The following is a 23889-nucleotide window of genomic DNA, read 5'->3' as shown; positions in this document are numbered from 1 at the left end:
TCGTTTTATATAGCGACTCCGAAAAGCCGATAATAATATGGAGCCAAAGAAAAACTCCATGAAGGGAATTACCCGAGCTTGAAGACTACGATCAGAGCAGCCTTTTCCAAAACACTACCGTTCATCCTAATTGCCGCAGCCTACTTTTTTTATACAAAAACAAAATCAATGACAAGCCAGCAATTAGAGGTTATCCAAATTTCTCCCTATGTTATCGCCTTTGTGGGGGCTGTGCTGTCCTGGAAGTTTAACCGGAGCCGGGAATTTTATATCCTGATTATCCTTACAGCAAGTCTGGCATTAATGACTGATCTGCCGGAATTCTACGGTACAGCATTGCCGACTAAGGATATTTATACCGTCGTTTGCCTGGTGATTCCTCTGAACATCGCGCTGTTTTCCTTTTTCAAGGAAAGGGGCATTCTGAGTTTATGGGGGACTCTTCGTATAGGTGTGATCCTCGCGCAAGGTGTACTTGTTTATTGGCAAATGAAATCAGGAGCAAGAGAACTCTTCAATCTATTGAATAAAGATCTGGTGCCTGTAAACCTTCACTCTATGACTCCGGTGCCGCAATTGCCCATCATCGTCTTTTTGGTTGCGTTCATTATTCTTATCACTAGGGCAATCCTATACCGATCCTCTTCACAGGATATTTCCTTTACCGGTGTTCTGCTTGCATTGTTTATTGTGCTGCATAATAATAACAGTCCCGTGATGTATGCCATCTTCTTCGGGGCTTCGGTAATTATTCTGATTACTTCAATTATTCAGGATTCGTATTCAATGGCTTTTTCGGATGAGCTAACCGGTCTTCCATCACGGCGGGCGCTTAAGCAGGATATGATGAAGCTGGGCTTTAACTATGTGATTGCGATGCTGGACATTGATTTCTTCAAAAAATTCAACGATACCTATGGACATGATACGGGAGATGAAGTGCTGAAGCTGGTTGCTTCCACCATCAAGGACGTTACGGGCGGGGGAAGAGCTTTCCGTTACGGCGGAGAGGAATTCACGATTCTTTTTCCGGGAAAAAGCATTAATGACGCGCTTCCCCATCTCGAAGAGCTGCGGGAAAAGATATCCAAACGCCCCTTTACCATACGCGGGAAAAGCAGATCCAAAGGCAAATCCCGAAAAAGCTCCCAAAGCTCAAGGTCCACCAAACAAATATACATAACCGTAAGCATCGGCGTCTCGCAAAAAAATGAAAAGAACAAAACGACGGATAGTGTCATGCAATCTGCGGATAAGGCTTTATACCGTGCCAAGAAAAAGGGCAGGAACTGTGTTAGTAAATAGGGGGGACTGAATTTCCTCCTAATGAGGGACGAAGCCGGGGGTAAATGTCTTAGCAGCAGATTGACCGGCAGTTTGGTATGAATATACGGTATGCTGAATAAGAGTGAATGAGAGTGACAAAAGAAAAGCGGGCAGTCTAAAGAGGAACTCTTTGTGACTGTTCGCTTTTTTGTGTTGTATTAAAATCCAGTATATAGGATAATGATCCGAAGGAAATAAAAACCAGATGAATATTTTCCAGCTAGCACCCAATTGATGAATATGACTTTCATAGTTAACTATTAGTTATATTAATTAACGTTATTTTAACTATTAATGGGATGAAGGACAATGTTTAGTGAGCGTTATTGGGAGATAAGGGATTATACACCATTAATTAGAATGAACACTAGGTAAAAAACTAATAAAAAAGTTATTGACGTGAGAATTATTAACATGTAATATAAACCATAATTTATAAGGGAAGGCTAAGCCTCCCAAGCAGGTTTTATGTTTGGCGCTAATTGACCGACGGTCTATTTATGGGATGGTGGTCAAGAAAGCAAGAGAGTTTGCTGTGAGGTATTGTTACATACTTTGGGAGTCGATTGTGAGAAGGTTTTGACTTGCGCAAGGGAGGTTGAACAAAGCTTCAACAGAGAGAGCATGAATGCAGTGCGGCTACACTGGCGGCAACATTACACGAACCCACTAAGGAGGAGTAATTGGATGGCGAAAAAGAAAAAATGGTGGTCTGGTCTGCTTGTTCTATCACTTGTAGGGGCTCTATTCACAGGTTGCAGTACGAATGACAGCTCAAGCAATTCAGCGAGTGCAACAGCAAGCACCGCACCGACTGCAAGCGAGGCTGCTGCCTCTTCTGAACCAGCTAAAGATGGACCGGTCGATGGCGGAACCCTCGTACTCAGCACATTCTCTGATATTGTTAATATTAATCCGCTCATGGTCAATGATACTTCTTCCGGCGATGTGGCTGAATTTGTTTTTTCTAAGCTTTACAATTTGGACCGCGAAGGAAATGTAAAGGCAGAGCCTTGGTCTCTGGCGGCGGATGTGCCGGAAATCTCTGCGGATGGTTTGACCTATACGGTGAAGCTGAAAGACGGCATCAAATGGAGCGATGGCCAGCCGGTCACTGCTGACGATGTGGTATTCACGGTTGATATGGCGAAGAATCCGGAAACCGGATCGCCGCTTACCAGTCAATTCGACAAAGTGAAGACTGTTGAAAAGGTCGATGACAAAACCGTGAAGTTCACAATGAAACAAGTGTATGCGCCATTCTTGTACGCTTTGGTTCAGGCTGTTGTACCTTCCCATATTCTGAAGGATGTTAAGCCGAAGGAAATGCAAACTAATGCATACGGTACTGATCCTGCGAAAACTGTTACAAACGGACCGTGGAAATGGACTTCCTGGAAACAGGGCGACAGCCATACTATGGATGCTGATCCAAACTACTGGGGCGAGGTTAAACCACACATCGCACAGGTTGTTTATAAAATCTATGCTGACCAGAACACCGAGGTTCAAGCTCTCCTGAAGGGCGACACGGACCATATCAGTGCCATCCCGGTTACGCAGGTCGAAGCGGTCAAAGCTAATGACTCGATTCATATCATCCAAAAGCCGGGTGCTCAGTATGAATATGTAATGTTTAACTTTGACTCCAAGAACTTTAAAGATAACTATGGGCTGTTCTCCGGACAGAAGACCAGACAGGCGATCGCACATGCGCTGAACCGTCAAGGTATGGTTGACAATATTCTGAAGGGTGTCGGCGCGCTGATGAACGCACCGTTCCTGCCGGATACATGGGCTGATCCGGGCGATGCAGCAGTCAATTACGATTACAATGCAGATGCTGCGAAGAAGCTTTTGGCTGAAGACGGATGGGTGGCAGGCAAGGATGGCATCCTCGCGAAGGATGGACACCGGTTCTCATTCGAATTGCAGTACAATGCCGGCAACAGCAGACGTGAGCAAGTAGCGGCAGTAATTCAACAGAACCTGAAAGATGTAGGCATTGAAGTTACACCGAAGGCTATTGACTTTGCCGCATGGATCGACCAGAATGTTACACCGGGTAAATTCCAAGCCCTGCTATTGGCGTGGTCGCTGAACACTCCTGACCCGGATTCAGAGAGCGTCTTCTCCTCCAAGTACTTCCCGCCTGCCGGCCAGAACAGCGGCTGGTATAAGAATGAAAAGCTGGATAAGCTGTGGGTGGATGGATATTCTACTGTTGACCAGGAAAAACGTAAAGAAGTGTATAAAGAAGTAGGTAAAGAAATCTCTACAGATCTGCCTTACGTGTTCCTGTATCAATATGGTCAAGCCATTGGTACGGGCCCTAGAGTTCATTGGGCAGACGAAGATGCTCCAGAGCCGTCACTGGGCTATGGACAGTACTTCCATGCTATCAAATGGTGGGTAACTGACTAAACAAACAGACACAGGAAATAGAATTACGGGAGGGGAAAGAGAGTTCTCTTTCCTCTTCTCCTTTTGTTATAAAGGAGTTCCGGGTTCTATGCCTTACCATCTCTAGGAGGACAATTGATGACAGAATATTTGATCCGCCGCGTATTGCAATCGGTGCTGGTAATCTTCTTGATTACAATAGTTACCTTTCTTCTTATTCATGCGGCCCCGGGAGGGCCGACCCAAATGATGCTGTCCCCTGGCCTTTCGCCGGAAGTCTTCAAGCAGCAAGCGCATAATTTGGGCCTGGATAAACCTGTCTATATTCAATATTTCCGCTGGATCGGCGATCTGCTGCAGGGCGATCTGGGATATACTTTTAAAAATCATCTGGCAGTCTCCGATTTGCTGTGGCCGCGTATCGGCAACACCTTTATCTTGATGGGGGCAGCTTGGCTGGTGTCCCTGGTCATTGCGATTCCGTGGGGGATCTATAACAGTACCAAGGTGTACGGGTTATCCGACCAGTCGGCATCCTTCATCTCCTATATCGGTTTTGCAATGCCGACGTTCTGGTTCGGGATCCTGCTGCAGCAGTGGTTCTCTCTGAAGCTGAGATGGTTTCCCTTATCGGATATGCATACACGGGGTAAAGAAGGGGACATCGGGGATTTATTCATGCACCTTGTGCTGCCGATAACCGTTCTGGCCCTTGGTTTTCTGGCTTCTTATATGAAATATTCGCGGGCAAGCATGCTTGAAGTGCTGGATCAGGATTATATCAGAACGGCACGTGCAAAGGGTGTCAAAGAACGCAAGGTCGTTTTCCACCATGCGCTGCGCAATGCACTGATTCCGATCATTACCGTTCTTGGCATGGATCTTCCTATATTGGTGGGAGGGGCCGCATTGACCGAGAGTGTATTCAACTGGCCGGGTATGGGCCGCTGGTTCGTACAAATGGCAACTCAGCGCGAGTATTCAGTGCTCATGGCTATAACCATCGTAACGGCGGTTATGGTAGTAATAGGCAATTTGCTGGCAGATATTCTGTATGCGGTAGTAGATCCTCGTGTCAAGCTTGGCAAGCAAGGGGGCAAGGCGGCATGAGTATAGAGCAATCACAGCTTCCGACTGATCCGTTGAATTCAGAAGCCGGAGCACCAGCAGCAGAGCTTAAAAGACCTCCCGGTCCTTGGGCGATTCTCTGGAAGAAGTTCTCGCGCAATCCATATGCGATGAGCGGGCTTTTCGTTCTGCTCTTTTTCATCATTCTGGCGTTACTTGCTCCGGCTCTAACCAAATATAAGCCGGACGCTATTGATATGATGTTCCCCAACCTGAAGCCCGGAGCTGAAGGACATCTTCTCGGGACGGACGAACTGGGCCGCGATATTCTCACCCGGCTATTGTACAGTGCGAGAATCTCCTTGATTATCGGGTTTTCAGTAGCCTTTGCTTCCGTAGCCATCGGTTCAATTGTCGGCGCAATTTCGGGTTACTTTGGCGGTTGGGTAGATACGGTATTCATGCGTATTGTTGACGTGATGAACTCCGTGCCTACACTTTTTCTTAACATTTTGGTGCTGGCCATCTTCGGCTCACAGATTAAGTATATGATCCTCATTCTGGCTCTGACCAGTTGGATGAGTATTGCCCGTCTGGTACGGGGGAACTTTCTGCAGCTTAGAGAGATGCAGTATGTCGAGGCTGCCAAGGCGATCGGGGTATCGAGCTGGGGGATTATTTTCCGGCATCTGCTCCGCAATGCGAGCTTTCCGATTATCGTCAATGCTACTCTGATGGTCGGCGGTGCAATTCTCAGTGAATCGGCATTGTCCTATCTCGGTCTTGGCATTCAGGCTCCGGCTACAAGCTGGGGACTTATGCTCAGCAACGCACAGGAATTCATGCTGATAGATCCGATGCAGGCCGTTTATCCGGGCCTCTGCATCCTGCTGGTGGTGCTGGCGGTGAACTTTATCGGCGATGGCATTCGGGACGCTCTAGATCCCAGACAGCAAGTAACGAAATCCCGGAGGAGGCTGGACAAATGGCGGAAAAATTACTCGAAATCCGGAAACTGACCACCGGCTTTGTAACAGAGAAGGGGTTGGTTAAGGCAACGGATCAAATCTCCATCGCTGTGGATAAAGGCCAGACGCTGTGTCTTGTTGGTGAATCCGGCAGCGGTAAAAGCGTGACCTCGCTCGCAATTATGCGGCTTATTGATTACGCCGGCGGAATGATTCTTGAAGGCAATATTGATTTCCACGGACAGGATCTTGCCGCCAAGAAGCAGGAGGAGATGCGCGAAATCCGCGGCAACCGGATCGCGATGATTTTTCAGGACCCGATGTCTTCACTGAATCCGGTGTTTACGGTAGGGGATCAAATTGCCGAGAGTCTGCAACTGCACCAGAACAAACCTGCCAAAGAAGCTGCGCAGATGGCGATTGACCTGCTGAGGCTGGTAGGGATTCCGGCACCGGAGATCCGGGCGAAGCAATATCCTCATGAGCTGTCCGGCGGGATGTGCCAGCGTATTGTTATCGCAATTGCCCTTGCCTGCAATCCCGAGCTATTGATTGCCGATGAACCTACGACGGCCCTTGATGTTACGGTACAGGCGCAAATTCTGGATCTGCTGCGCAAGCTTCAGGCAGAGCTTGGCATGTCCATTCTGCTGATTACGCATGATATGGGCGTGGCTGCGGAGATTGCGGACCGCATCGCTGTAATGTATGCCGGAGCCATCGTGGAAGAAGGCACAGTTGAAGAAATCTTTGAACATCCGAGTCATCCGTATACGATTGGGCTGCTGCAGTCCATTCCAGGGTTTGAAGGCGGACGTGGCGGCGAGCTGTATACCATTAAAGGAACAATTCCGCCAATTGGCCAGCTTCCGTCCGGCTGCCGCTTTCATCCGCGCTGTCCGCATGCCATGCAGATTTGCCGGGAGCGGGAGCCGCAGGATTTCTTGCTCTCGGAGGATCACCGTGCCGCCTGCTGGCTGTTCGGCGACAAACCGGCTCAGGCTGACGATAGAGAAGAGGTGAACCATGCATGAGCACTGAACCAGCAGTCAAACCTATCATTAATGATGCACCTCCCGCCGAGGTGCTGGTAGAGGTAAAGGATGTCAAAAAGTATTTCCCCATTACCAAGGGCTTGCTTAACCGGACCGTTGGTCAGGTGAAAGCTGTGGATGGCGTCTCATTGTCTATCCGCAAAGGAGAGACCTTCGGCCTGGTTGGCGAGTCCGGCTGCGGCAAATCCACCTTCGGTCGGGTATTGCTGCGGCTGCAGAGCGCAACCGGAGGAGAGGTGCTCTTCAAGGGCCAGGATATTCATTCGCTGGGCCATCAGGATATGCGCAAGCTGCGCGAGGATTTGCAGATTATATTCCAGGACCCGTTCGGTTCACTGAACCCGCGTTTTCTGGTTAAGGATATTATTGGAGAACCGCTGCGGATTCACCGGAACCTCTCAGCTAAGGAGATTGATGCCAAGGTCGTGGAGCTGATGGAGCTGGTAGGACTTGACGCTACACGCCGAAATCGTTATCCGCATGAATTCTCGGGTGGTCAACGTCAACGGATCGGGATCGCACGTGCGATTGCCTTGAACCCGCAGTTCATTGTAGCCGATGAAGCGGTATCCGCACTGGACGTATCTGTACAATCGCAGGTTATTAACCTGCTGATGAAGCTCCAGAAGGAGCTTGGACTGACATTTCTGTTCATTGCACATGGCCTCAATATCGTCCGCCATATCTCGGATCGTGTAGGGGTTATGTATTTGGGCAAGCTGGTTGAGGTGGCAGAGACTGAGGCGCTGTTCGCGGCTCCGCTGCATCCTTATACAGCGGCCTTGCTCTCGGCGATTCCGAAGCCGACGCCACGGCGTAAGCAGGAGCGGATTGTCCTGCAGGGGGATGTTCCTTCGCCGGCGAACCCGCCGTCCGGCTGCCGGTTTCACACCCGCTGCCCGATGGCCCAGGACAAATGCCGCCAGCAGGAGCCGGTGCTTACCGAAGTGCTTCCTGAGCGCATGGTGGCCTGTCATTTTCCACTGACGACTTCGTAATATTGCATGATTAGAGCCTTTCCCTTTTCGGGAGAGGCTCTTTTTTCTGCCCGGAATGACCGGAACGTGTTCGCCGTGCTAAGCTTAAAAAAACAATTCTACAGAAATGATGGTGGCTATGCAGATTCAGCTTCAAGATCAGATGATACAGCTTCACGTTCAATATGCGAAGCGGAAGAAAATCTCCCTTCAGATAGATATGCTGGGATTGATTACGGTTAAAGCCCCTACGGGCACAAGCGAGGAACTGATTCTGGGCGCGGTGCAGCGCCATGAAGAGTGGATTCTGGAGAGTCTGCGCAAGATCGCAGCGGCCCGGCAGGTTCCAGTGCCCAAGGAGTATCAGGAGGAAGGCAAATTCTTGTACCTTGGACAGGAGTATCCGCTGCACGAATTGATTGAAACCGGTGAGCAGGAGGAAGAGAAGCTGAAGCTTGCGCTGAAGAAATTTTATTTTGCCAGCCTGAAAAGGATTGTTGCCCAGCGGATCACCGGGTACCAGACGATGCTGAAGGTCAAACCCAAGTCCATTGAGATTGTAGAATCCCGTACCAAATGGGGAAGCTGCAGCGCGGATAAAAAGCTGACATTCAATTACCGGCTCGCGATGGCACCGCCCGAGGTGATTGACTATGTAATCATTCATGAGCTGTGCCATTTGCTGCATATGAATCATGACCGGTCCTTTTGGCGGCGCCTCGGAAGTATTATGCCGGATTACAAGGAGAAGGAAGCCTTTCTGGCCCGGCACGGACAGTTCATGACGCTCTAACCATAACATCACCTCTATTTCCAGTTCGAATAGTTCTGTTATAGCCTTTTTTCCTAGCTCAATACCACAGAACTCTAACTACGTCAATACGCTAAAGGATACCTAATTGTACCCGCTGGTGTTATTCACATTTAATAGGAAGAACGGTATCTTATATAGTAAGAAATGTTCTTTATTAAGAACTAGGAGAAAGCTTTGCTCAGGTGCTTAGACAAGCATAGAGAGGCTTTCGAACCAGGTGGGGGTCTTACGATGAGTGCGATTGCCGGGATTTATCATTTGCAGCATCAAACGTTGGACCCGCAGTTGGGAATGGACCTTATAGAGCAGCTTAAGCGTTACCCGGCTGATGATATCAGTGCGTGGCAGAGCAAGGACATTTACCTTGGCTGCCTGTCGCAGTGGATTACTCCTCAGTCCGTGGGCGAGACGCTTCCTTATTATGATTCTATGCGGGGGCTGGCGATTACGGCTGATGCCATTATCGACAACCGGGAAGAACTGTGCGGGCAGCTTCAAGTGCCCCATGCAGACAGAGAGTCCATACCGGACAGTCTGCTCATTCTGCTGGCCTATGAGAAATGGGGCGATCAGGCTCCGGTCCATCTTATCGGGGATTTTGCCTTTATGATCTGGGATGAACGGAAGCGGTCGCTGTTCGGGGCCAGAGATTTCTCCGGGAACCGGTCGCTGTACTTCCGCCGGTCCGGCGGGCTGTTCTCCTTCTGCACCGTCATCCACCCGCTGTTGTCTATGCCCGGGGCGGACCGGGCGCTGAATGAGAGCTGGGCATCCGAGTTCCTGGCGATCCAGACGCGAACTGATGTCACGGACCTGTTCTCTACCGTCTATCAAGCGGTCGAGCAGTTGCCGCCGTCATATTCTATTACAGTAAGCGGCGGGAACATCGTGTTCTCCCGCTACTATACACTCAAGGCTCCGCCAGAGCTGCGCCTGCGCTCAAGCAGTGAGTATGAGGAAGCCTTCCGTGAAGTCTTTGGACGCGCGGTGCGGGACCGGCTTCGGACTCATCTGGCGGTTGGCGCCAACCTAAGCGGGGGGCTCGATTCAGGATCGGTGGTCAGCTTTGCTTCTGCCGAGCTTCGCCGCCGGGGCAAGCCGCTCCATACCTTCAGCTCTTATCCGGTGGACAGCTTTGTCGATTTCAATCTCGGCAAGCGCGTAGCCGATGAGCGGCCCTATATCCAGGAGACCATCAATTATGTAGGCAATATTCAGCCGAGCTTTCTGAATTTTCCCGAGCTGAGCCCTTACAGTGAGATTGACGAGTGGCTGGATATCATGGAGATGCCTTATAAATTTATTGAAAATTCCTATTGGTTAAAAGGGATCTTTGAGCAGGCACATATGAAGAACATCGGCGTGCTGCTCAGCGGACAACGCGGCAACTGGAGCATCTCCTGGGGACCGGCCTTGGATTATCAGGCCAAGCTGCTTCGGGAGTTCCGGTGGCTGACCTTTTACCGGGAGAACAAGCAATATAATCAGTCGATGGGTGCGAACCGTAGGAAGGTGCTGCAGATTGTCGGCAAAAAAGCGTTTCCGTCTCTGACGCGGCTGCTGCGGGCCGGGCAGGAAGCGCCGCTGGAGCTGATTCATCCTGATTTTGCGAAGCGCACGGAAGTGCAGGAGCGGCTTAACGGGGTAGGGATGAACAGCGGCGCGTCTTCCCAGACGATCTATGATATCCGCCGCAAGCATTTTGAACAGCCGCACATCTGGAATGTCAACGGAACGGTAGCCACTAAGCTGTCGCTGAAATATCGGGTGTGGGACCGCGATCCCACCAATGATTTGCGTGTGATCCGCTTTTGCTTATCCGTGCCGGAAGGCCAGTATGTGCAGAATGGGGTGGACCGCTCGCTGATCCGCAGGTCGATGAAGGGGCTGCTGCCGGACGAGGTGCGTCTGAACCGGAAGCGGCGCGGCGTTCAGGGGGCCGATGGAATTTTCCGTATGCTTCCGCAGTGGAATGCCTTTCTTCAGGAGCTCAGGGAGATGATCAAGGACCCGCGCACCTCCTCTTACCTCAATAGTACCGGGCTCGCCGGATGTTTGAACCGGCTGGGTAGTGAGCCCGCACCAAGCATGATTTTCAACTCGGATTTTCGCCTTCTGACACGGGGACTTGTATTCTATCGTTTCTTGAAGCGTCTGTCCTGATGAAGCAATGCCTGAAAGGGGGTGAGAATATGAAGAAGGAATACAGCAAGCCTGAATTGGAAGTGCTCGACGTCAAAATGACAATGGCTGGACCTGGTATCGCTATCGTCGACTCATTCCAGGATGATCCAGATGAAATTCAACACTACTCCTAAGATGTTTTTGGTTCTTGCAGCCCTCATCCCCCTGTGCTTGCTGAGGGGGATAAGGGCTATCTTTTAATAATACGGTGATATGGAGTGAACCGCATGGAGAGTACCGTTCAAGGTCTGGCCTATCAGGCATTTGGCCTGCAGATTCACAGTGAATTTCCTTTGCCGGAGCTTCCCCTCGCGGATAAGATGGGGCTGGCAGGCAGCGTATCGGTGGTTCAGGCAGATCTTGCGGAACGCTGGCAAGCGATCCCGAAGGTTACATCCAGCCTGGGAGTGTCCGGGAATGAGGTCATGTTCGAGGCCAAGGGTACGGCTGTTTTTTCAATTCAAGGCGGTAATACCATCACAGTATCTCCTGCACCGGAGGCAGACCCGGACTGTGTCCGCCTGTTCATTCTGGGAAGCTGCATGGGTGTGCTGCTGATGCAAAAGCAGATTCTCCCGCTCCACGGCAGCGCGCTTGTAATTGACGGCCAGGCTTATGCGCTGGTTGGGCGTTCAGGAGCAGGCAAATCGACGCTTGCTTCCTATTTGATGGATCAGGGCAGCCCGCTGATCAGTGACGACGTTATTCCCGTTATGGTGCAAAATGGACATCCATTAGCTATTCCAGGTTATCCGCAGCAGAAGCTGTGGCAGCAAAGCTTGGACTATTTGGGAATGAATTCGTCCCTCTACCGTCCGCTTTTTGAGCGGGAGACCAAATTTGCTGTGCCGGTACATGACCGTTTCCACAGTGAACCTCTGCCGCTTGCCGGAGTGTTTGAGCTGTCAGTTACCCGGGAGGGGCCGGTCGCCCTCGAGCCGATTCAGGGCATGCAGCGGTTCCACGCGTTATATCATCATACCTATCAAAGAGCAATTGTTGACCGGATCGGCATTCGGGAGTGGCATTTCGGCATGCTCGCTTCGTTCATTAACCGGCTGCCGATGTACCGTCTGACCCGGCCTGAGCAAGGCTTCAACGCTCCGGCGCAAGCATCGCTTATTCTTGAAACAATCAGGCAACAAGTGAAGGAGAGATGAACCAATGAATATGAAGCCTGCAGATGTATTGTCGCTCGAATCGGTGCTCGTGCAGCGCGAAGGCAATATTGCCAGCGATATGGACGGCGAGAAGGTCATGCTGAATGTGAAGAACGGAAAATACTACAACCTTGGAGAGGTCGGCGGAGAAATTTGGACGGCGCTGTCGTCACCGGTTACTGCGGGCCGGGTGGTGGAGATCATTCAGACGAGCTTTGAGGTGCCGGAAGAGCTTGCCCGTCAGGATGTGTTTGCCTTTTTGCAAAGCCTGCTGGATGAGGAGCTTGCCGCAGTAGTAAGCCAGCCATGACAGCCTTCCGGCGCATCCGTAAGCTGCTGACCCATGACCAAGCCGCCCTGGCGCTCATCCCTGAGGCGCTTTGGAGGCTTTTTCTCGTGAGAGTCCAATTGCTGTTTCCTTTTGCCAAAACGGCTCCGCAGCTTGGAATCCAGTCCGGGGAGACCGCGGCAGTGTCCAATGATGTTGATATTCCCCGCATTCAGCACATCACCAAAGCCATCCGGGTCATCAGCCGATACACCCCCTGGAAAAGCACCTGTATGGTCAGAGCGGTAGCGGGACTCAAAATGCTCGAAAAACGCGGGATCGAGAGCACCCTGTACATGGGGGTTGCCAAGGATAAGCAGGGCCGGATGATTGCCCATGCCTGGCTGCGCAGCGGGGCTTATTATGTCTCCGGCGATGATGCCATGAAGGGGTTTGTCGTGGTGGAGAAATTCGCCAAGGTGTTACATGCCGAGTAATCGAGGTGGTTCCATGCAATTCATAATCCATTATATCCGGCAGCTTCAGCGCTTGTCCGGGGCCAAACTCTATCTGAATCTATTGGGTATGGTGATCAGCGGTCTCTTGGAGAGCTCAGCTATTCTGCTGCTGGTGCCGATGCTGGGTATGGCGGGTATTCAGCTTGGCGGAGCTGCGGCGGGCTATCATCTGCCAATGCTCGGGTTCATATCGGAGCTGCCGCAGACATCAGCGCTAATGCTGGTGCTCGGTGCTTATGTGCTCATCGTTCTGTGTCAGAATCTGATCTCACGTTTTGTCGCTGTGCGGAACGTGGATATTCAGCAGACTTACAGCCGGCAGTTGCGATATGAGGTGTACAGCGCGCTGCTGCGGGCCGAGTGGTCTTTTTTTCTGAAGAAGCGCACCTCCGACCTGATCAATGTAATGACCACCGAGATAGCGAGAGTGCTGGCGGGAATCAGCGCTTTTCTGCAATTCCTGACTTCACTGCTGTTCACGCTGGTACAGATCGGCTTCGCCTTCTGGCTGTCTCCTACAATGACGCTTTCCGTACTCTTGTGTGCCGTCCTGCTGTCCGTATTCTCCCGCCGGTTTATCCGCAAGGCGAAGAAGCTGGGCAGCCGCAGTTCTTCTCTGGGCCGGCAATATTTGGCCGGGATTACGGATCAATTGAATGGCATTAAAGATATCAAAAGCAACAATCTGGAGCACTCCCGGCTGAGCTGGATGCATGAGTTCACCGGCGAAGTCAAGGAAGAGCAACTGGATTACACGCGGCTGCGCTCGAACTCCCAGATGCTCTACAAAATGTCCTCCACGCTGCTGATCGCGGTGTTCATCTTCGTATCTTTCCGCTTCCTGCATGCGGAGGGGCCGAATCTGATGCTGGTGATTCTGGTCTTTGCCCGGCTGTGGCCGACCTTCGCCACGCTGCAGTCTCTGATGGAGCAGCTCGCTTCCGTGCTGCCTTCCTTCAAGCAGCTCCAACTGCTGCAGGAGGAATGTCTGCAGGCTGCGGAGCATGGTGCCCAGGAGGGTGCGGAAGCTGCGGTGACTCCGCTCAGCCTGAAGACGGGCCTGGAAGCGCGGGGCGTTGATTTCCGTTACCATCCGCAGGAGCCGAAATATTCCCTGCAGGATGTGAACGTGGTCATTCCGGCCAACCGGATGACGGCGATTGTCGGACGTTCAGGCGCAGGCAAAAGCACGCTTGTCGACCTGCTCATGGGCCTCATGCAGCCGGAATCGGGCGAGATTCTGGCGGACGGGCAGCCGATCACGGGGGAGAGGCTGCTTCCTTACCGTCGCTCGATTGGATATGTGGCGCAGGACCCTTTTCTGTATAATGCAACGATTCGCGACAATCTGACGATGATCAAGCCGGATGCAACCGAGGATGAACTGTGGGAGGCGCTGGAGTTCGCTTCATCGGCAGACTTCGTCCGCAAACTGCCTGAAGGGCTGGATACGCTGCTCGGTGACCGCGGCGTCCGCCTCTCCGGCGGAGAGCGGCAGCGGCTGGTCCTGGCACGGGCAATCATCCGCAAGCCGTCCATTCTCGTACTGGATGAAGCGACTAGTGCGCTGGATACAGAGAACGAGAAGCGGATTCAGGAGGCACTGGAGCGCTTGAAAGCTTCAGTAACGGTCATTGTTATAGCCCACCGCCTGTCCACCATCCGGGGAGCGGATCAGATTCTGGTCATCGACCAGGGCCGGGTCATTCAGCAGGGTGTCTATAACGGCCTGGCCTCCGAGCAGGGCGGTATGTTCAGCCGTCTGCTCAGCAGCCAGGAAGAGGCAATGTAGGAAGGAATGGGAGCGGCTGCAGCTCTCGAATATCTATCGAAAAGTAAAAGGATTCTATTGCACAGAGTGCAGCGGAATCCTTTTTTTTATAGTGCTATGTGGTGGGATATATTATTTTCTTAACTTACCCGGTAATGGGATGTGCCTGATAGATTCAATCGGATGATAGAGCAGCATCCACGGGCCTGAGTAACGCATAGTTTCCTTAATTCTCTGCCGGTAATCCTGTTTGTAGCAATGGATAGGGCACTTTGCGCAAGCCGTTTTCTCCTCACCGAATGGGCAGAGGGAGAGTCTATGGATAGCATAATCATTCAAGTCCTGACATTCGGCGCATAACACGTTTTGACGATGTTTTTTCTTGCAATAGATACGAATCATTGTGGAGACAATTTCTTTTTCTTTTTGGATTTTCAGACCATCGTTCAACCGCCGTTTTACTTCTGTTGTCATGTTGGAAAGATCCCTTTCAGATGGTATAACAATGCCATTATGCATTAACTATATCATCTAATTATTCAAGAAATCGGGTATGTCTTTTACAGTTCTAAGGAAATTTTATCTTGTATTGCGTTTATTGTGGAAAAGAGCTACGATTGTCTTGGAACGTATGTTCGTGATTTTTTTGGTGAGATATCATTGAGGTTTAAGGCGTGTACAACAGATTATTAAGATACTGAGGTGATAAAGCGATGTCAGCGGTTATAGATTTACTTGAACAAGAACTTCTTTATCATCCATAAATAGTAATCTATTTAAACTGATTTTTCATGTTAGCTTTTTTGCATGTCTAGTGCATTTTATGCAGCTATTCTCAGCTAAAATAAGTGTTTTAGAGATATAAATGTAGTTGCTGCAATTAAAAATGAGGAAGATGAGCCATTCTGCTGATTCCAGCCAATATACCTGTATGAAATACAGGTTGGACCTCCGTCAAGAAAGTGGACACAAAAAAAGTGGATTATGCGGTTTTTCTCGTTTGGAACTTGGCCGCAAACTGGACAGGGGAAACATAACCCAGCGCACTGTGGATTCGCTTGCGGTTATAAAAAAATTCAATATACTGGAACATCTCGTCCTGCGCTTGCTGCTTCGTTTTGAACTTGGTGCAATAGACAAACTCTTTCTTTAGCACGCTATGAAAGGATTCGATGCAGGCATTGTCATAGCAATTCCCTTTGCGGCTCATGCTCGCCTTCATGCGGTACTTTTTTAGACGTTTACGGTAGTCGGCAGAGGCATACTGCGATCCCCGATCCGAGTGATGGATGAGTCCCTTCTTGGGCCGCTTTGCCTTGTAGGCATCGTCCAGTGCACCTAGTACCAGATCGGTCGTCATTCGCTCTCCGAGCCTCCAGCCTACGATCTCCCTCGTACAGAGGTCGAGTACACTGGCCAGATACAGCCTTCCTTCCCGGCAGGGGATGTAAGTGATGTCCGTAACCCAGACTTTGTTGGGTTCAGCGGTCTTAAAGTCTTGGTTCAGCAGGTTCGGGGCGATGGGCAAATCGTGATTGGAATCGGTCGTCATCACGCGAAAGCGTTTGGCGACACACGAGCGTAACCCCAGCTCTTGCATGTACTTTCCTACCGTCCGCTCACTAACGGTGTAGCCTTCTTTCTGTAGAAGCTTGGTGATCTTGGGGCTGCCGTAACGTCTCTGGTTATCCTTGAAATGATAGGTGATTCGCTGGAGCAATAGTGCCTTACGCTCCGCTTGGGGGTTGGTCGTCGTGTCGCGCCATTTGTAAAACCCGCTCCGGGAGACTTCGAGAACTCTGCACATCTTCTCCATTCGAAACTCGGAGCGATGGTTTTCGATGAACTGAAATCTCAGTTCTTTGGTTTGCTGAAGATGTGCACGGCTTTTTTTACGATGGCAAGCTCTTCTTCGACGTCTGCAATTCGCTGCTCTCTTGCCCGTAATTCTTTTTCTTGTTCAGCCAGCCGCTGCTCGAGTTCGCGAACCTTTTCCGCATGGTTTACAGGTTCATTGCCGAACTCCCGATACTTCGCCAACCAGCTATGCAGCACGCCAGGGGAGACGCCTAGCTCCTCACCAATCTCCACCACCGTCTTTGTCTGTTGCTGAATATACTTGACGGCTTCTCTTTTAAACTTTTCATTGTACCGTTTCCGTTGTTCACCCATGTGAACACCTCCTCGTTAAGTTCATTATTCATACGTTCTTAACGGGTGTCCACTTTTTATTCTAATTGCAGAAATACAGGTATCCCCCCGATGTCTCTCAGAAGTGAGATTTTAGCTGTACGAAGTACAGTTAACCTCCATGTAGAGACTCGGGCGGGATGACCGGACAGCAGAGATCTAGGCGTGATTACTTTTCCCCGCCGCTGACCTTGCGCCAGGTCCACAGAAAGGGACGCAGCGGGAAATAGAGCACATGCAGCGGCTTCGGCAGCGGGAGGGTCTTCGCATCCGCCGCATAAGGATACAGAAAGCCGGCTATATACAAGAACTGATGCCAGCGCGTCAGTATGGCCGGCTGATAATATTTGTAATGCCGCTCAACCTCCGGCTCCAGGGGAGGATTATGGAGGTTGATCATTCGTGTCACATAGAAAAGGGCAAGCTGGGCAATACGGCGGGACTTGGGTCTCTCCGCGAGACTGGACAGAGCGGGCGCGACAGGCGCCGCCAGCAGATCGGCGGCAAGCAGCAGCGCCTGCCCGCCAACATCGGCGTAGTTATACCGCTGCAGCAGCCCGGTTAACGTGGCGGGGTCCGGTTTTTGCAGCAGCAACTGCTTAATATCCAGCAGCCATCTCAGTCTGGACCAGCCATGTCTGGCCCCGTGGGCGGCGAGGAAGAGGAACAAATCCCCTTGCCCTAGATAATGAACGTGCTGCCCGAAGTGGCTGCTGATCCGCGAACGTTCCCACAGCTCGTCGAACCCCGGCTCCTTGGACGGACCCGGGCTTAATCTCCAGTGCACCTCCACCTTGATGTTTTTGCCGGGATGATTGAAGGTGGTATGATGCTCTCTCCATTTCCAATCCCCCAGAATACTCTCGAAATCCTCTTCCTTTACATATCCAAGTTGGACCAGCAGCGCTTCCGTCTCGGTGAGCTGTTCCAAAGGCACCAGAAAGTCGAGATCACGCGAGGTCCGCTGCGAAATTTCGCCGTACAGCTCTTGGGCCAGCACCGGCCCCTTCAGGAACAGAGAACGTATATGCAGTTTGGCAAGCTCCTCACCGATAGTTCCCATTTCCCCGCTGAGCTGGAGCATCTGCACAGTATTTCTGCGATACTCCCATTTCAAACGCTGGGTGACCGCAGCAGGCACACACTCTCCACGCATCCGGCTAAGCTTGGGGTAAATGTACGGAAACACACGATGATGCAAGGACAGCCGTACCCATAGCTCCCAGTCGATATCCTTGAATAATTGCGGATTCTGCTCCGCCGTTTCATTGATGTCGTCACTATTAAGTACTGCAAGCAGAAGCTGCAGCTCCTTGGACAAGCTCGTCTTATCCAGGCTATACCCGTCAGTCATAGGAAATCTCCTTCATTGGATTTGTAACGTTTTGACGGTGAATTTTTGTACATTCAGTTCGGTGTAGAGAACGCACTGTGAGCGTACCATCGTTTACAGAAATCTGTCAATTTATTGGGCTGTGTTGAATCCTACAGTATATATACCATTAAGAATAGTGTATTGACGCAGTCCGAGTGGCTGGTAGACTAGGTAATATATAGATTCTGGAGTACGCAGGCAGTCCGTTTACCTGGAGGGAGCATTATGCAACATTTAATAGAAGCGATAAGGTATAACAAAGACCGCCGGTTTCCCCGCGAAGAGCTGGAAGAGATCATAAGCAAGAAGGATGAAGCCATTCCATACCTGCTGGAGATTATGAGCGAATTGCAAAAGCACCCAGAGCTTGCTGAGGATGCATCACGCATTGATTTTTTGTATGCCAGTTATCTGCTCTCGCAGTTCCGTGTCATGGAATTATTCCCCATTTTGATTGAGCTGTTCTCGCTCCCGGAGGACGTATGTGACCTCATCTTTAGCGATACTCTGACGGACGCCGGAGGAAGAATGCTCGCCTCGGTCTATAACGGTGATTTCACTCTGCTGCAGCAGCTAATCGAGAACAGGAAAGCGTCCCAATATGCAAGAGGTCAGGGGCTTAGAGCACTTGCCATACTTGTGTATAGCGGTGAAATTCCAAGAGAAACGGCCGTGAGTTATTTGGGAGAACTGCTGACAAGTAAACGCTCGGACAGCGATGATTACTTCAACGCGGAGATCGTATGCTGTGCGGATGACTTATACCCGGAAGAAGTGTACGCTGATATTAAAAAACTGTATGAAGACAGGGCAATTGACCCTCATGTCATCCAATTGGACGAAATTCAGTCAACGCTGCTTAAGGATAAGGACGATCTGCTGCATACAAAAAGTAAAGACATGGAATCTGAACGTATAGATGATACCATTAAGGAGATGGAGAACTGGGATTGTTTTGGTCCAGAGTGGTATTCTTCTTCAGAAACACTTAAGTATGAAGCGCCTAAGAGTCTGCGTGACCTGAAAACAATCACCGTGGCTGCCAAGCCGGGCCGTAATGACCCATGCTCCTGCGGAAGCGGACTTAAATACAAGAAGTGCTGCGGAAAATAGGAAAGCAAGATACAGGAGGCGGGCTACAGATTCTTTTTCAAATAGTAGTGGTTGAAGCCTCTGTCATCCGGAATGGTGCCATACACCCCGAATTTGTCCAAAAGATTGAAATCAAGGAGTACAGTACGGTAGAATTGGGACTGAATATAACCAAGAAGGGGATTGTATCGTTTGAATAATGAAGAAGTGAACAACGGGCTGCCGGAGAATTACGAGGAACTGAAGAAGGCTGCCGGACGCTCCGCCGATTGGAGAGCGCGTCTTGAGGCTGTGGAGGAGCTTGGCCGCTACAACCACAAACAAATTATCGACATCCTGAACCGTCTGCTGGTCAGCGATCCTGTATATACCGTTCAAGAAGCTGCATACGAGAAGCTGAAGGCCTTCGGGGAAGATGTAACAGTGCCGTCAAGGAACAAAGCCGAACTGTTCAAAGGCATATCCAAGATTGTGCTGCGAATCAAGAAAAGTCTTCCGAGAGACCATTCGTATGAAGAGTTCAAGGAGAAGCTGAAGAAGATGCGGATTGACGTCTACGATGCTTATGAAGGCGATAAGGGCCAGAATTTTGATGCTTGGCTTCAGAAACTGTGGGCTTCTGCCACTAAAGGATGATGATATGCTAAACCCTCCATCAATCGAACGGTTAACCGTCAAATTTCAGGAATACCTTAAGCTGTCGGGCGGGCTGCGCCCCGGTTATTCGGCCAGTCTGGGAACCGGCGGGGAGCGTGTGACGGCCAAGCTGGGCAGTCTGATGCCGAAGGTGCCGGAAGTATTGCAGGCGATTTACAGCCAGGTATCCGGTACCAGCAGCGAAGAAGAGGAGCCGAACCTGATCGAGTTCATTCCCGGCTACAGACTGATCCATATTGATGAATATGAGCAGGAAATCAAGGTGCTGACAAGTATTCTGGAGGACAAAGGCTACAGCGGCGGAGGTACAGTGCTGCCGCTCCTGACCAACTACGGGAGTGACTTCATCTGCTATTTCCAATCGGAGGATGGCGTAGAACGGATATGCGATCTGCTGCACGACTACGGTGATCTTGTAGTAATGTACGATTCCCCGGAGAACTTCCTGGAGACACTCTGCGAGTTCTATAAGCAGGAGGTTTATTTTGTGGACGAAGAGGGCTATCTGGACTGCGACCTGATCAAAGAGGGCGAAGTAGGTGCGGCTCTGAATCCTGAGGCAAACTACTGGTCGGAATAAAATTATAACGGGTACCCTTCAACATGCGGGGTACCCGTTGTTGTATCAGCAGGCCTGGTGTTACTTCTGGGCGGCCTTCTTTTCCAGATCGCGCAGCGCGACTCTTCGAATCTTGCCGGAGGCGGTTTTCGGAAGGTCGACGATGAATTCGATTTTACGCGGGTACTTGTAGGGAGCGGTCCACTCTTTGACGGAGGCTTGCAGCTCCCGTACCAGTTCAGGTGTACCGGTGTGGCCGTCTTTCAGTACAACGAAGGCTTTTACAATGGAGCCGCGAATTTCGTCCGGGCTGGCCACAACAGCACATTCCTTGACCAAAGCGTGCTTCATCAGTGCCTCTTCTACTTCAAACGGTCCGATGGTATAACCTGAGCTGATGATAATATCGTCGCCCCGGCCCTCGAACCAGAAATAACCTTCCTCATCCTTACGCGCCCGGTCCCCGGTGATAAAATACTCCCCATGCGAGCTGTTAGCCTTCCGTTCAGGGTCCTTGTAATAGCTCTGGAACAAGGCTGGCATGCTAAGATGCACGGCAATATCTCCAACCTCTCCCGCAGGCAGCGGCAGGCCGTCTTCGTCAACCACCTCTACAATGCCCGGTGCAATCGACTTGCCCATAGAACCGACACGTAGCGGTTCGCCCTTCAGCGCCGCGATGATCAGCGTGCTCTCCGTCTGCCCGTAGCCGTCGCGGATCGTAATCCCGAAATGCTGCTGGAAGGCGTTGATCACCTCCTGGTTAAGCGGCTCGCCGGCGGACACTGCGCAGCGCAGCTTCGACAGGTCAAACCTCGACAGCCCTTCCGTCTTGGCCATCAGGCGGTACTCCGTCGGTGTGCAGCATAATACCTGGATGCCCTGATCCTGAAGCAACTGCAAGTAACGGTGCGGGTGGAAAGATCCATTGTAGACAAAACCTGTTGCGCCATTGCCGAGAACGGTCAGGAACGGACTCCAGATCCATTTTTGCCAGCCTGGTGCGGCGGTTGCCCACACGATATCCGACTCCTGAATATCCATCCACAGCGACGAAACGATCCGCAGATGGGCATATCCCCAGGCGTGGGTATGGACGACAGCCTTAGGGTTGCCCGTTGTTCCGGAGGTATAAGCCAGGATGGCGATATCCTCGCGGCGGCTGGCAACCGTAGGGAAGCTGTCCGGCTGGCCGTTCATCAGGTTCTCCAGACCGGTCCATCCGCCCAGCGGGTCAACTTCGGCGCCGCCGACGGAGAGCCGGTAATCCAGTGCAGGCAGATCGTCGGTGATTTTATTGACTTCTCCGGTTACCTCGGACCAGACGATAACAGCTCTGGCCTCAGAGTGCCGCAGCCGGTAGGCCAGGTCCTTGGCCCGCAGCATTTCGGAGGAAGGGATAACGGCAAGCCCCAGCTTCAGACATGCCAGATAAATAACGTAAGCGATAATGCTGCGCGGTACCATTACGAGCACCCGGTCACCCTTTTCAAGCCCAAGCCCGGACAGTCCCCCGGCAAGCCGGCTTGCCTGCTTCATCAACTCACCGTAAGTAATTTCTTCATAATCTCCATTCTCATGCAACCATTTAAGCGCAGGCTTATCGGCGGGATGCTGTTCCATTTCCGAAGTGATATTGTAGAATTCAGGTGCAACCCAGCGTGTATTCTCCAAAACGAACCTCTCCTATCTCCTATATAAACATAATGGTTTCTAATATCTACAGTATAGCACGTTCTCCTAGTACCAGGTTCTAAATGAAAGGACTGGCAGTAGCGAATGTTCTGTGACTATTTTAAAAATATAAGAAAGTATAAGTTTCACGCTATACTTTATCCTTATATTTCTCCCTGAAACGGATACCGTCCTTTTTAAGGACGGTGTAGCCGTTTCTACTTGTTTGCTATAATACAGGAATTAACCAGAAAGCGGGTAGAAAATTAATGAATCCTACAGTGTTTGATGAAATATTCGCCATAATGGAGGCTTCTTTTCCAGTCAGTGAGCTCAGAACCTACAGCGGACAAAAGTCCTTGCTGGACAATCCGAATTACCATATATACACCGAGCGGGATGCTGAAGGCAGGATAGTGGCTTTTTTGGCGGCATGGGAGTTCCCTGAGCTGCGGTTTGTTGAGCACATCGCGGTGAACCCGGAGATTAGAGGCGGCGGAATCGGTAAAAAACTGATGAATTCGTATCTTAGCCGTTCGGACAAGCCCGTTGTGCTGGAGGTGGAGCCGCCGGAAGGTGAGCTTGAGCTGCGCAGAGTCGGCTTTTACGAGCGTCTGGGTTTTCATCTGAATCCTTTTCCTTATGTGCAGCCGCCGCTGCGTGAGGGACAGGCCGATCTGCCGCTGATGATCATGACCTATCCCCAGGCCGTAAGCCGGCAGGAGTTCGGGCGGTTCAGAGAAATTTTGTACACTGAGGTGTATAAAATACCGGCAACTGCTTTGGAATCACTTCTTTACAATCACGATACAAGTTCGAAACAAGTTCATGATTAAATTGAATCATAGCAAGGAACACCATACATGAACTTTACAAGGAGACGATAATCAATGAAAAGCAAAAAAATGATCATAGCAACAATGGTATTCGGAATGGCAGTGACAGGCTCGGCGGGGGTATATGCGGGTACGAACATGCAGAAGATCAGTGCATACCTGAATCACAGCATCGGCTTTACAGTGAACGGTGCGGAGTATACACCAGTCGATAGCAATGGAAAAACGCTCGCACCAATCACATACAAAGATACGACTTACCTCCCTGTCCGTGCGATGGCGGATGCGCTGAAGGTGCCGGTAACCTTCGATCCTTCCACTAATCAGGTGGTTTTGGGTTCAGCAGCAGGCACAACAACACCGGGTAACGGTTCAGCAATCACCTTGGCCGCAGTACAATACAGCGCCGCACAAAAAGAAGCAATCACCAAAGCCTTCGCAGCCTTCCAGGGCTTCGAAACCGCCTATGCGCCGACGCAAATGATCAGCGGAGATGTGTTCCAGAAGGCAGCCCAAGGCTCCGATGGCGTAAGATTCCTCTTCAAGCATATGAGCGTGGAGATTTCACCACGGGACTACTCCTATGATTACAAAGGTACGACAGTGAAGCTTTCGACCGGAGCTGAGGGCAAATGGTATACCCCTTCGGATATCCCGATGCTTACCTTCAAGCTGGATGACCGTTACGTTACGCTTAGCTCGCCGGATAAAACACTGAGCAAAGCGAAGCTGGAGAAAGTAGCTGCAAGTGTTGCTAAACTGAGCAAATAAGATTATTCCTATCCTGAAATAACGATGTCCGAACAGAGGACATTGTTATGGAAGCCTCGAATTTGGCGAAGCCAAATTGAGGGTCTTCTATGAAATTTCATCGTCTGAAGTGCCGCGAAAGAGCGGCATGGATGTCTATTGTATAAAAAGGGATGTCCGCCAGAGCCAAAAAAGTGGCTTTGCGGACATCCCTTTTGTGCAAATATAGATACCTCCCGCTGAA

23 protein-coding genes are annotated in these 23889 nt (G+C 50.8%); 18 read left to right on the top strand and 5 right to left on the bottom strand.

Annotation, left to right across the window (positions count from 1 at the left end; translation table 11 throughout):
* The first annotated feature begins 78 nt into the window (after positions 1-78).
* The 13 genes from B212_RS0123155 (at position 79) to B212_RS0123095 (ending at position 14533) form a co-directional block, all read left to right on the top strand.
* Complete coding sequence (locus tag B212_RS0123155) at positions 79-1305, top strand: GGDEF domain-containing protein (RefSeq protein ID WP_019913518.1); 1227 nt, start codon at positions 79-81, stop codon at positions 1303-1305.
* Positions 1306-2013: 708 nt separating this feature from the next.
* Positions 2014-3750: a peptide-binding protein gene (locus tag B212_RS0123150; protein ID WP_019913517.1), complete on the top strand. Its 1737-nt coding sequence runs from the start codon at positions 2014-2016 to the stop codon at positions 3748-3750.
* Positions 3751-3867: 117 nt separating this feature from the next.
* A complete protein-coding gene (locus B212_RS0123145; protein WP_019913516.1) occupies positions 3868-4839 on the top strand; it encodes an ABC transporter permease in 972 nt (323 codons plus the stop codon).
* Positions 4836-5816, top strand: coding sequence for an ABC transporter permease (locus tag B212_RS0123140; protein WP_019913515.1), 981 nt, complete (start codon positions 4836-4838; stop codon positions 5814-5816). The genes B212_RS0123145 and B212_RS0123140 overlap by 4 nt, the downstream gene beginning before the upstream one ends.
* The gene (locus B212_RS0123135; protein ID WP_019913514.1) at positions 5783-6799 is read left to right on the top strand and encodes an ABC transporter ATP-binding protein; all 1017 of its coding nucleotides are present in this window, start codon (positions 5783-5785) and stop codon (positions 6797-6799) included. Before B212_RS0123140 ends, B212_RS0123135 begins: the two co-directional genes overlap by 34 nt.
* Entirely contained in the window at positions 6796-7818 is a 1023-nt protein-coding gene (locus B212_RS0123130; protein ID WP_019913513.1) for an ABC transporter ATP-binding protein, read from the top strand. Before B212_RS0123135 ends, B212_RS0123130 begins: the two co-directional genes overlap by 4 nt.
* Positions 7819-7936: 118 nt before the next feature.
* Positions 7937-8590, top strand: a complete 654-nt coding sequence (locus tag B212_RS0123125) for a M48 family metallopeptidase (protein WP_019913512.1) — start codon at positions 7937-7939, stop codon at positions 8588-8590.
* 252 nt (positions 8591-8842) lie between these two features.
* On the top strand, positions 8843-10774 hold the full coding sequence (locus B212_RS0123120; RefSeq protein WP_019913511.1) for an asparagine synthase-related protein: 1932 nt from the start codon (positions 8843-8845) through the stop codon (positions 10772-10774).
* Between the two features lie 29 nt (positions 10775-10803).
* Positions 10804-10929, top strand: a complete 126-nt coding sequence (locus B212_RS34705; RefSeq protein ID WP_019913509.1) for a paeninodin family lasso peptide — start codon at positions 10804-10806, stop codon at positions 10927-10929.
* 93 nt (positions 10930-11022) lie between these two features.
* Entirely contained in the window at positions 11023-11955 is a 933-nt protein-coding gene (locus tag B212_RS0123110; RefSeq protein WP_019913506.1) for an ATP-binding cassette domain-containing protein, read from the top strand.
* Between the two features lie 4 nt (positions 11956-11959).
* Complete coding sequence (locus tag B212_RS0123105; RefSeq protein ID WP_019913504.1) at positions 11960-12265, top strand: lasso peptide biosynthesis PqqD family chaperone; 306 nt, start codon at positions 11960-11962, stop codon at positions 12263-12265.
* Positions 12262-12720 carry a lasso peptide biosynthesis B2 protein gene (locus B212_RS0123100; RefSeq protein WP_019913503.1) on the top strand — a complete coding sequence of 153 codons (459 nt, stop codon included), beginning with the start codon at positions 12262-12264 and terminating at the stop codon, positions 12718-12720. Before B212_RS0123105 ends, B212_RS0123100 begins: the two co-directional genes overlap by 4 nt.
* 13 nt (positions 12721-12733) lie before the next feature.
* The gene (locus tag B212_RS0123095) at positions 12734-14533 is read left to right on the top strand and encodes an ABC transporter ATP-binding protein (RefSeq protein ID WP_019913502.1); all 1800 of its coding nucleotides are present in this window, start codon (positions 12734-12736) and stop codon (positions 14531-14533) included.
* Between the two features lie 111 nt (positions 14534-14644).
* On the opposite strand, the gene B212_RS0123090 is transcribed toward B212_RS0123095, so the two are convergent.
* The 4 genes from B212_RS0123090 to B212_RS0123075 all read right to left on the bottom strand — a co-directional run bounded on the left by B212_RS0123090 (position 14645) and on the right by B212_RS0123075 (position 18056).
* Positions 14645-14986: a nitrous oxide-stimulated promoter family protein gene (locus B212_RS0123090; protein WP_019913501.1), complete on the bottom strand. Its 342-nt coding sequence runs from the start codon at positions 14984-14986 to the stop codon at positions 14645-14647.
* 508 nt (positions 14987-15494) lie between these two features.
* On the bottom strand, positions 15495-16355 hold the full coding sequence (locus B212_RS0123085; RefSeq protein ID WP_232231538.1) for an IS3 family transposase: 861 nt from the start codon (positions 16353-16355) through the stop codon (positions 15495-15497).
* An 11-nt stretch (positions 16356-16366) separates the two neighbouring features.
* Entirely contained in the window at positions 16367-16684 is a 318-nt protein-coding gene (locus tag B212_RS0123080; RefSeq protein ID WP_019909631.1) for a transposase, read from the bottom strand.
* A gap of 187 nt (positions 16685-16871) precedes the next feature.
* Positions 16872-18056, bottom strand: coding sequence for a nucleotidyltransferase domain-containing protein (locus B212_RS0123075; protein ID WP_019913500.1), 1185 nt, complete (start codon positions 18054-18056; stop codon positions 16872-16874).
* A 246-nt stretch (positions 18057-18302) separates the two neighbouring features.
* Between B212_RS0123075 and B212_RS35535 the strand changes: the two genes are divergently transcribed.
* From B212_RS35535 to B212_RS0123055, 3 genes are all read left to right on the top strand, one after another.
* On the top strand, positions 18303-19190 hold the full coding sequence (locus B212_RS35535; RefSeq protein ID WP_019913499.1) for a DUF1186 domain-containing protein: 888 nt from the start codon (positions 18303-18305) through the stop codon (positions 19188-19190).
* Positions 19191-19361: 171 nt separating this feature from the next.
* The gene (locus B212_RS0123060; RefSeq protein WP_019913497.1) at positions 19362-19805 is read left to right on the top strand and encodes a HEAT repeat domain-containing protein; all 444 of its coding nucleotides are present in this window, start codon (positions 19362-19364) and stop codon (positions 19803-19805) included.
* Positions 19806-19809: 4 nt separating this feature from the next.
* Entirely contained in the window at positions 19810-20406 is a 597-nt protein-coding gene (locus tag B212_RS0123055) for an SMI1/KNR4 family protein (protein ID WP_019913496.1), read from the top strand.
* A gap of 60 nt (positions 20407-20466) precedes the next feature.
* Here the strand turns inward: B212_RS0123055 and B212_RS0123050 are convergent, their stop codons facing one another.
* Complete coding sequence (locus tag B212_RS0123050) at positions 20467-22008, bottom strand: acyl-CoA synthetase (RefSeq protein WP_051128326.1); 1542 nt, start codon at positions 22006-22008, stop codon at positions 20467-20469.
* 320 nt (positions 22009-22328) lie between these two features.
* Between B212_RS0123050 and B212_RS0123045 the strand changes: the two genes are divergently transcribed.
* On the top strand, positions 22329-22895 hold the full coding sequence (locus tag B212_RS0123045) for a GNAT family N-acetyltransferase (protein WP_019913494.1): 567 nt from the start codon (positions 22329-22331) through the stop codon (positions 22893-22895).
* Positions 22896-22949: 54 nt separating this feature from the next.
* A complete protein-coding gene (locus B212_RS0123040) occupies positions 22950-23666 on the top strand; it encodes a hypothetical protein (RefSeq protein ID WP_019913491.1) in 717 nt (238 codons plus the stop codon).
* Positions 23667-23889 lie beyond the last annotated feature (223 nt).

The organism is Paenibacillus sp. HW567, assembly GCF_000374185.1.
GTDB lineage: Bacteria > Bacillota > Bacilli > Paenibacillales > Paenibacillaceae > Paenibacillus_AQ.
The sequence above is the reverse complement of the archived record's forward strand: the minus strand, read 5'-3'. Positions and strand labels throughout refer to the sequence as shown.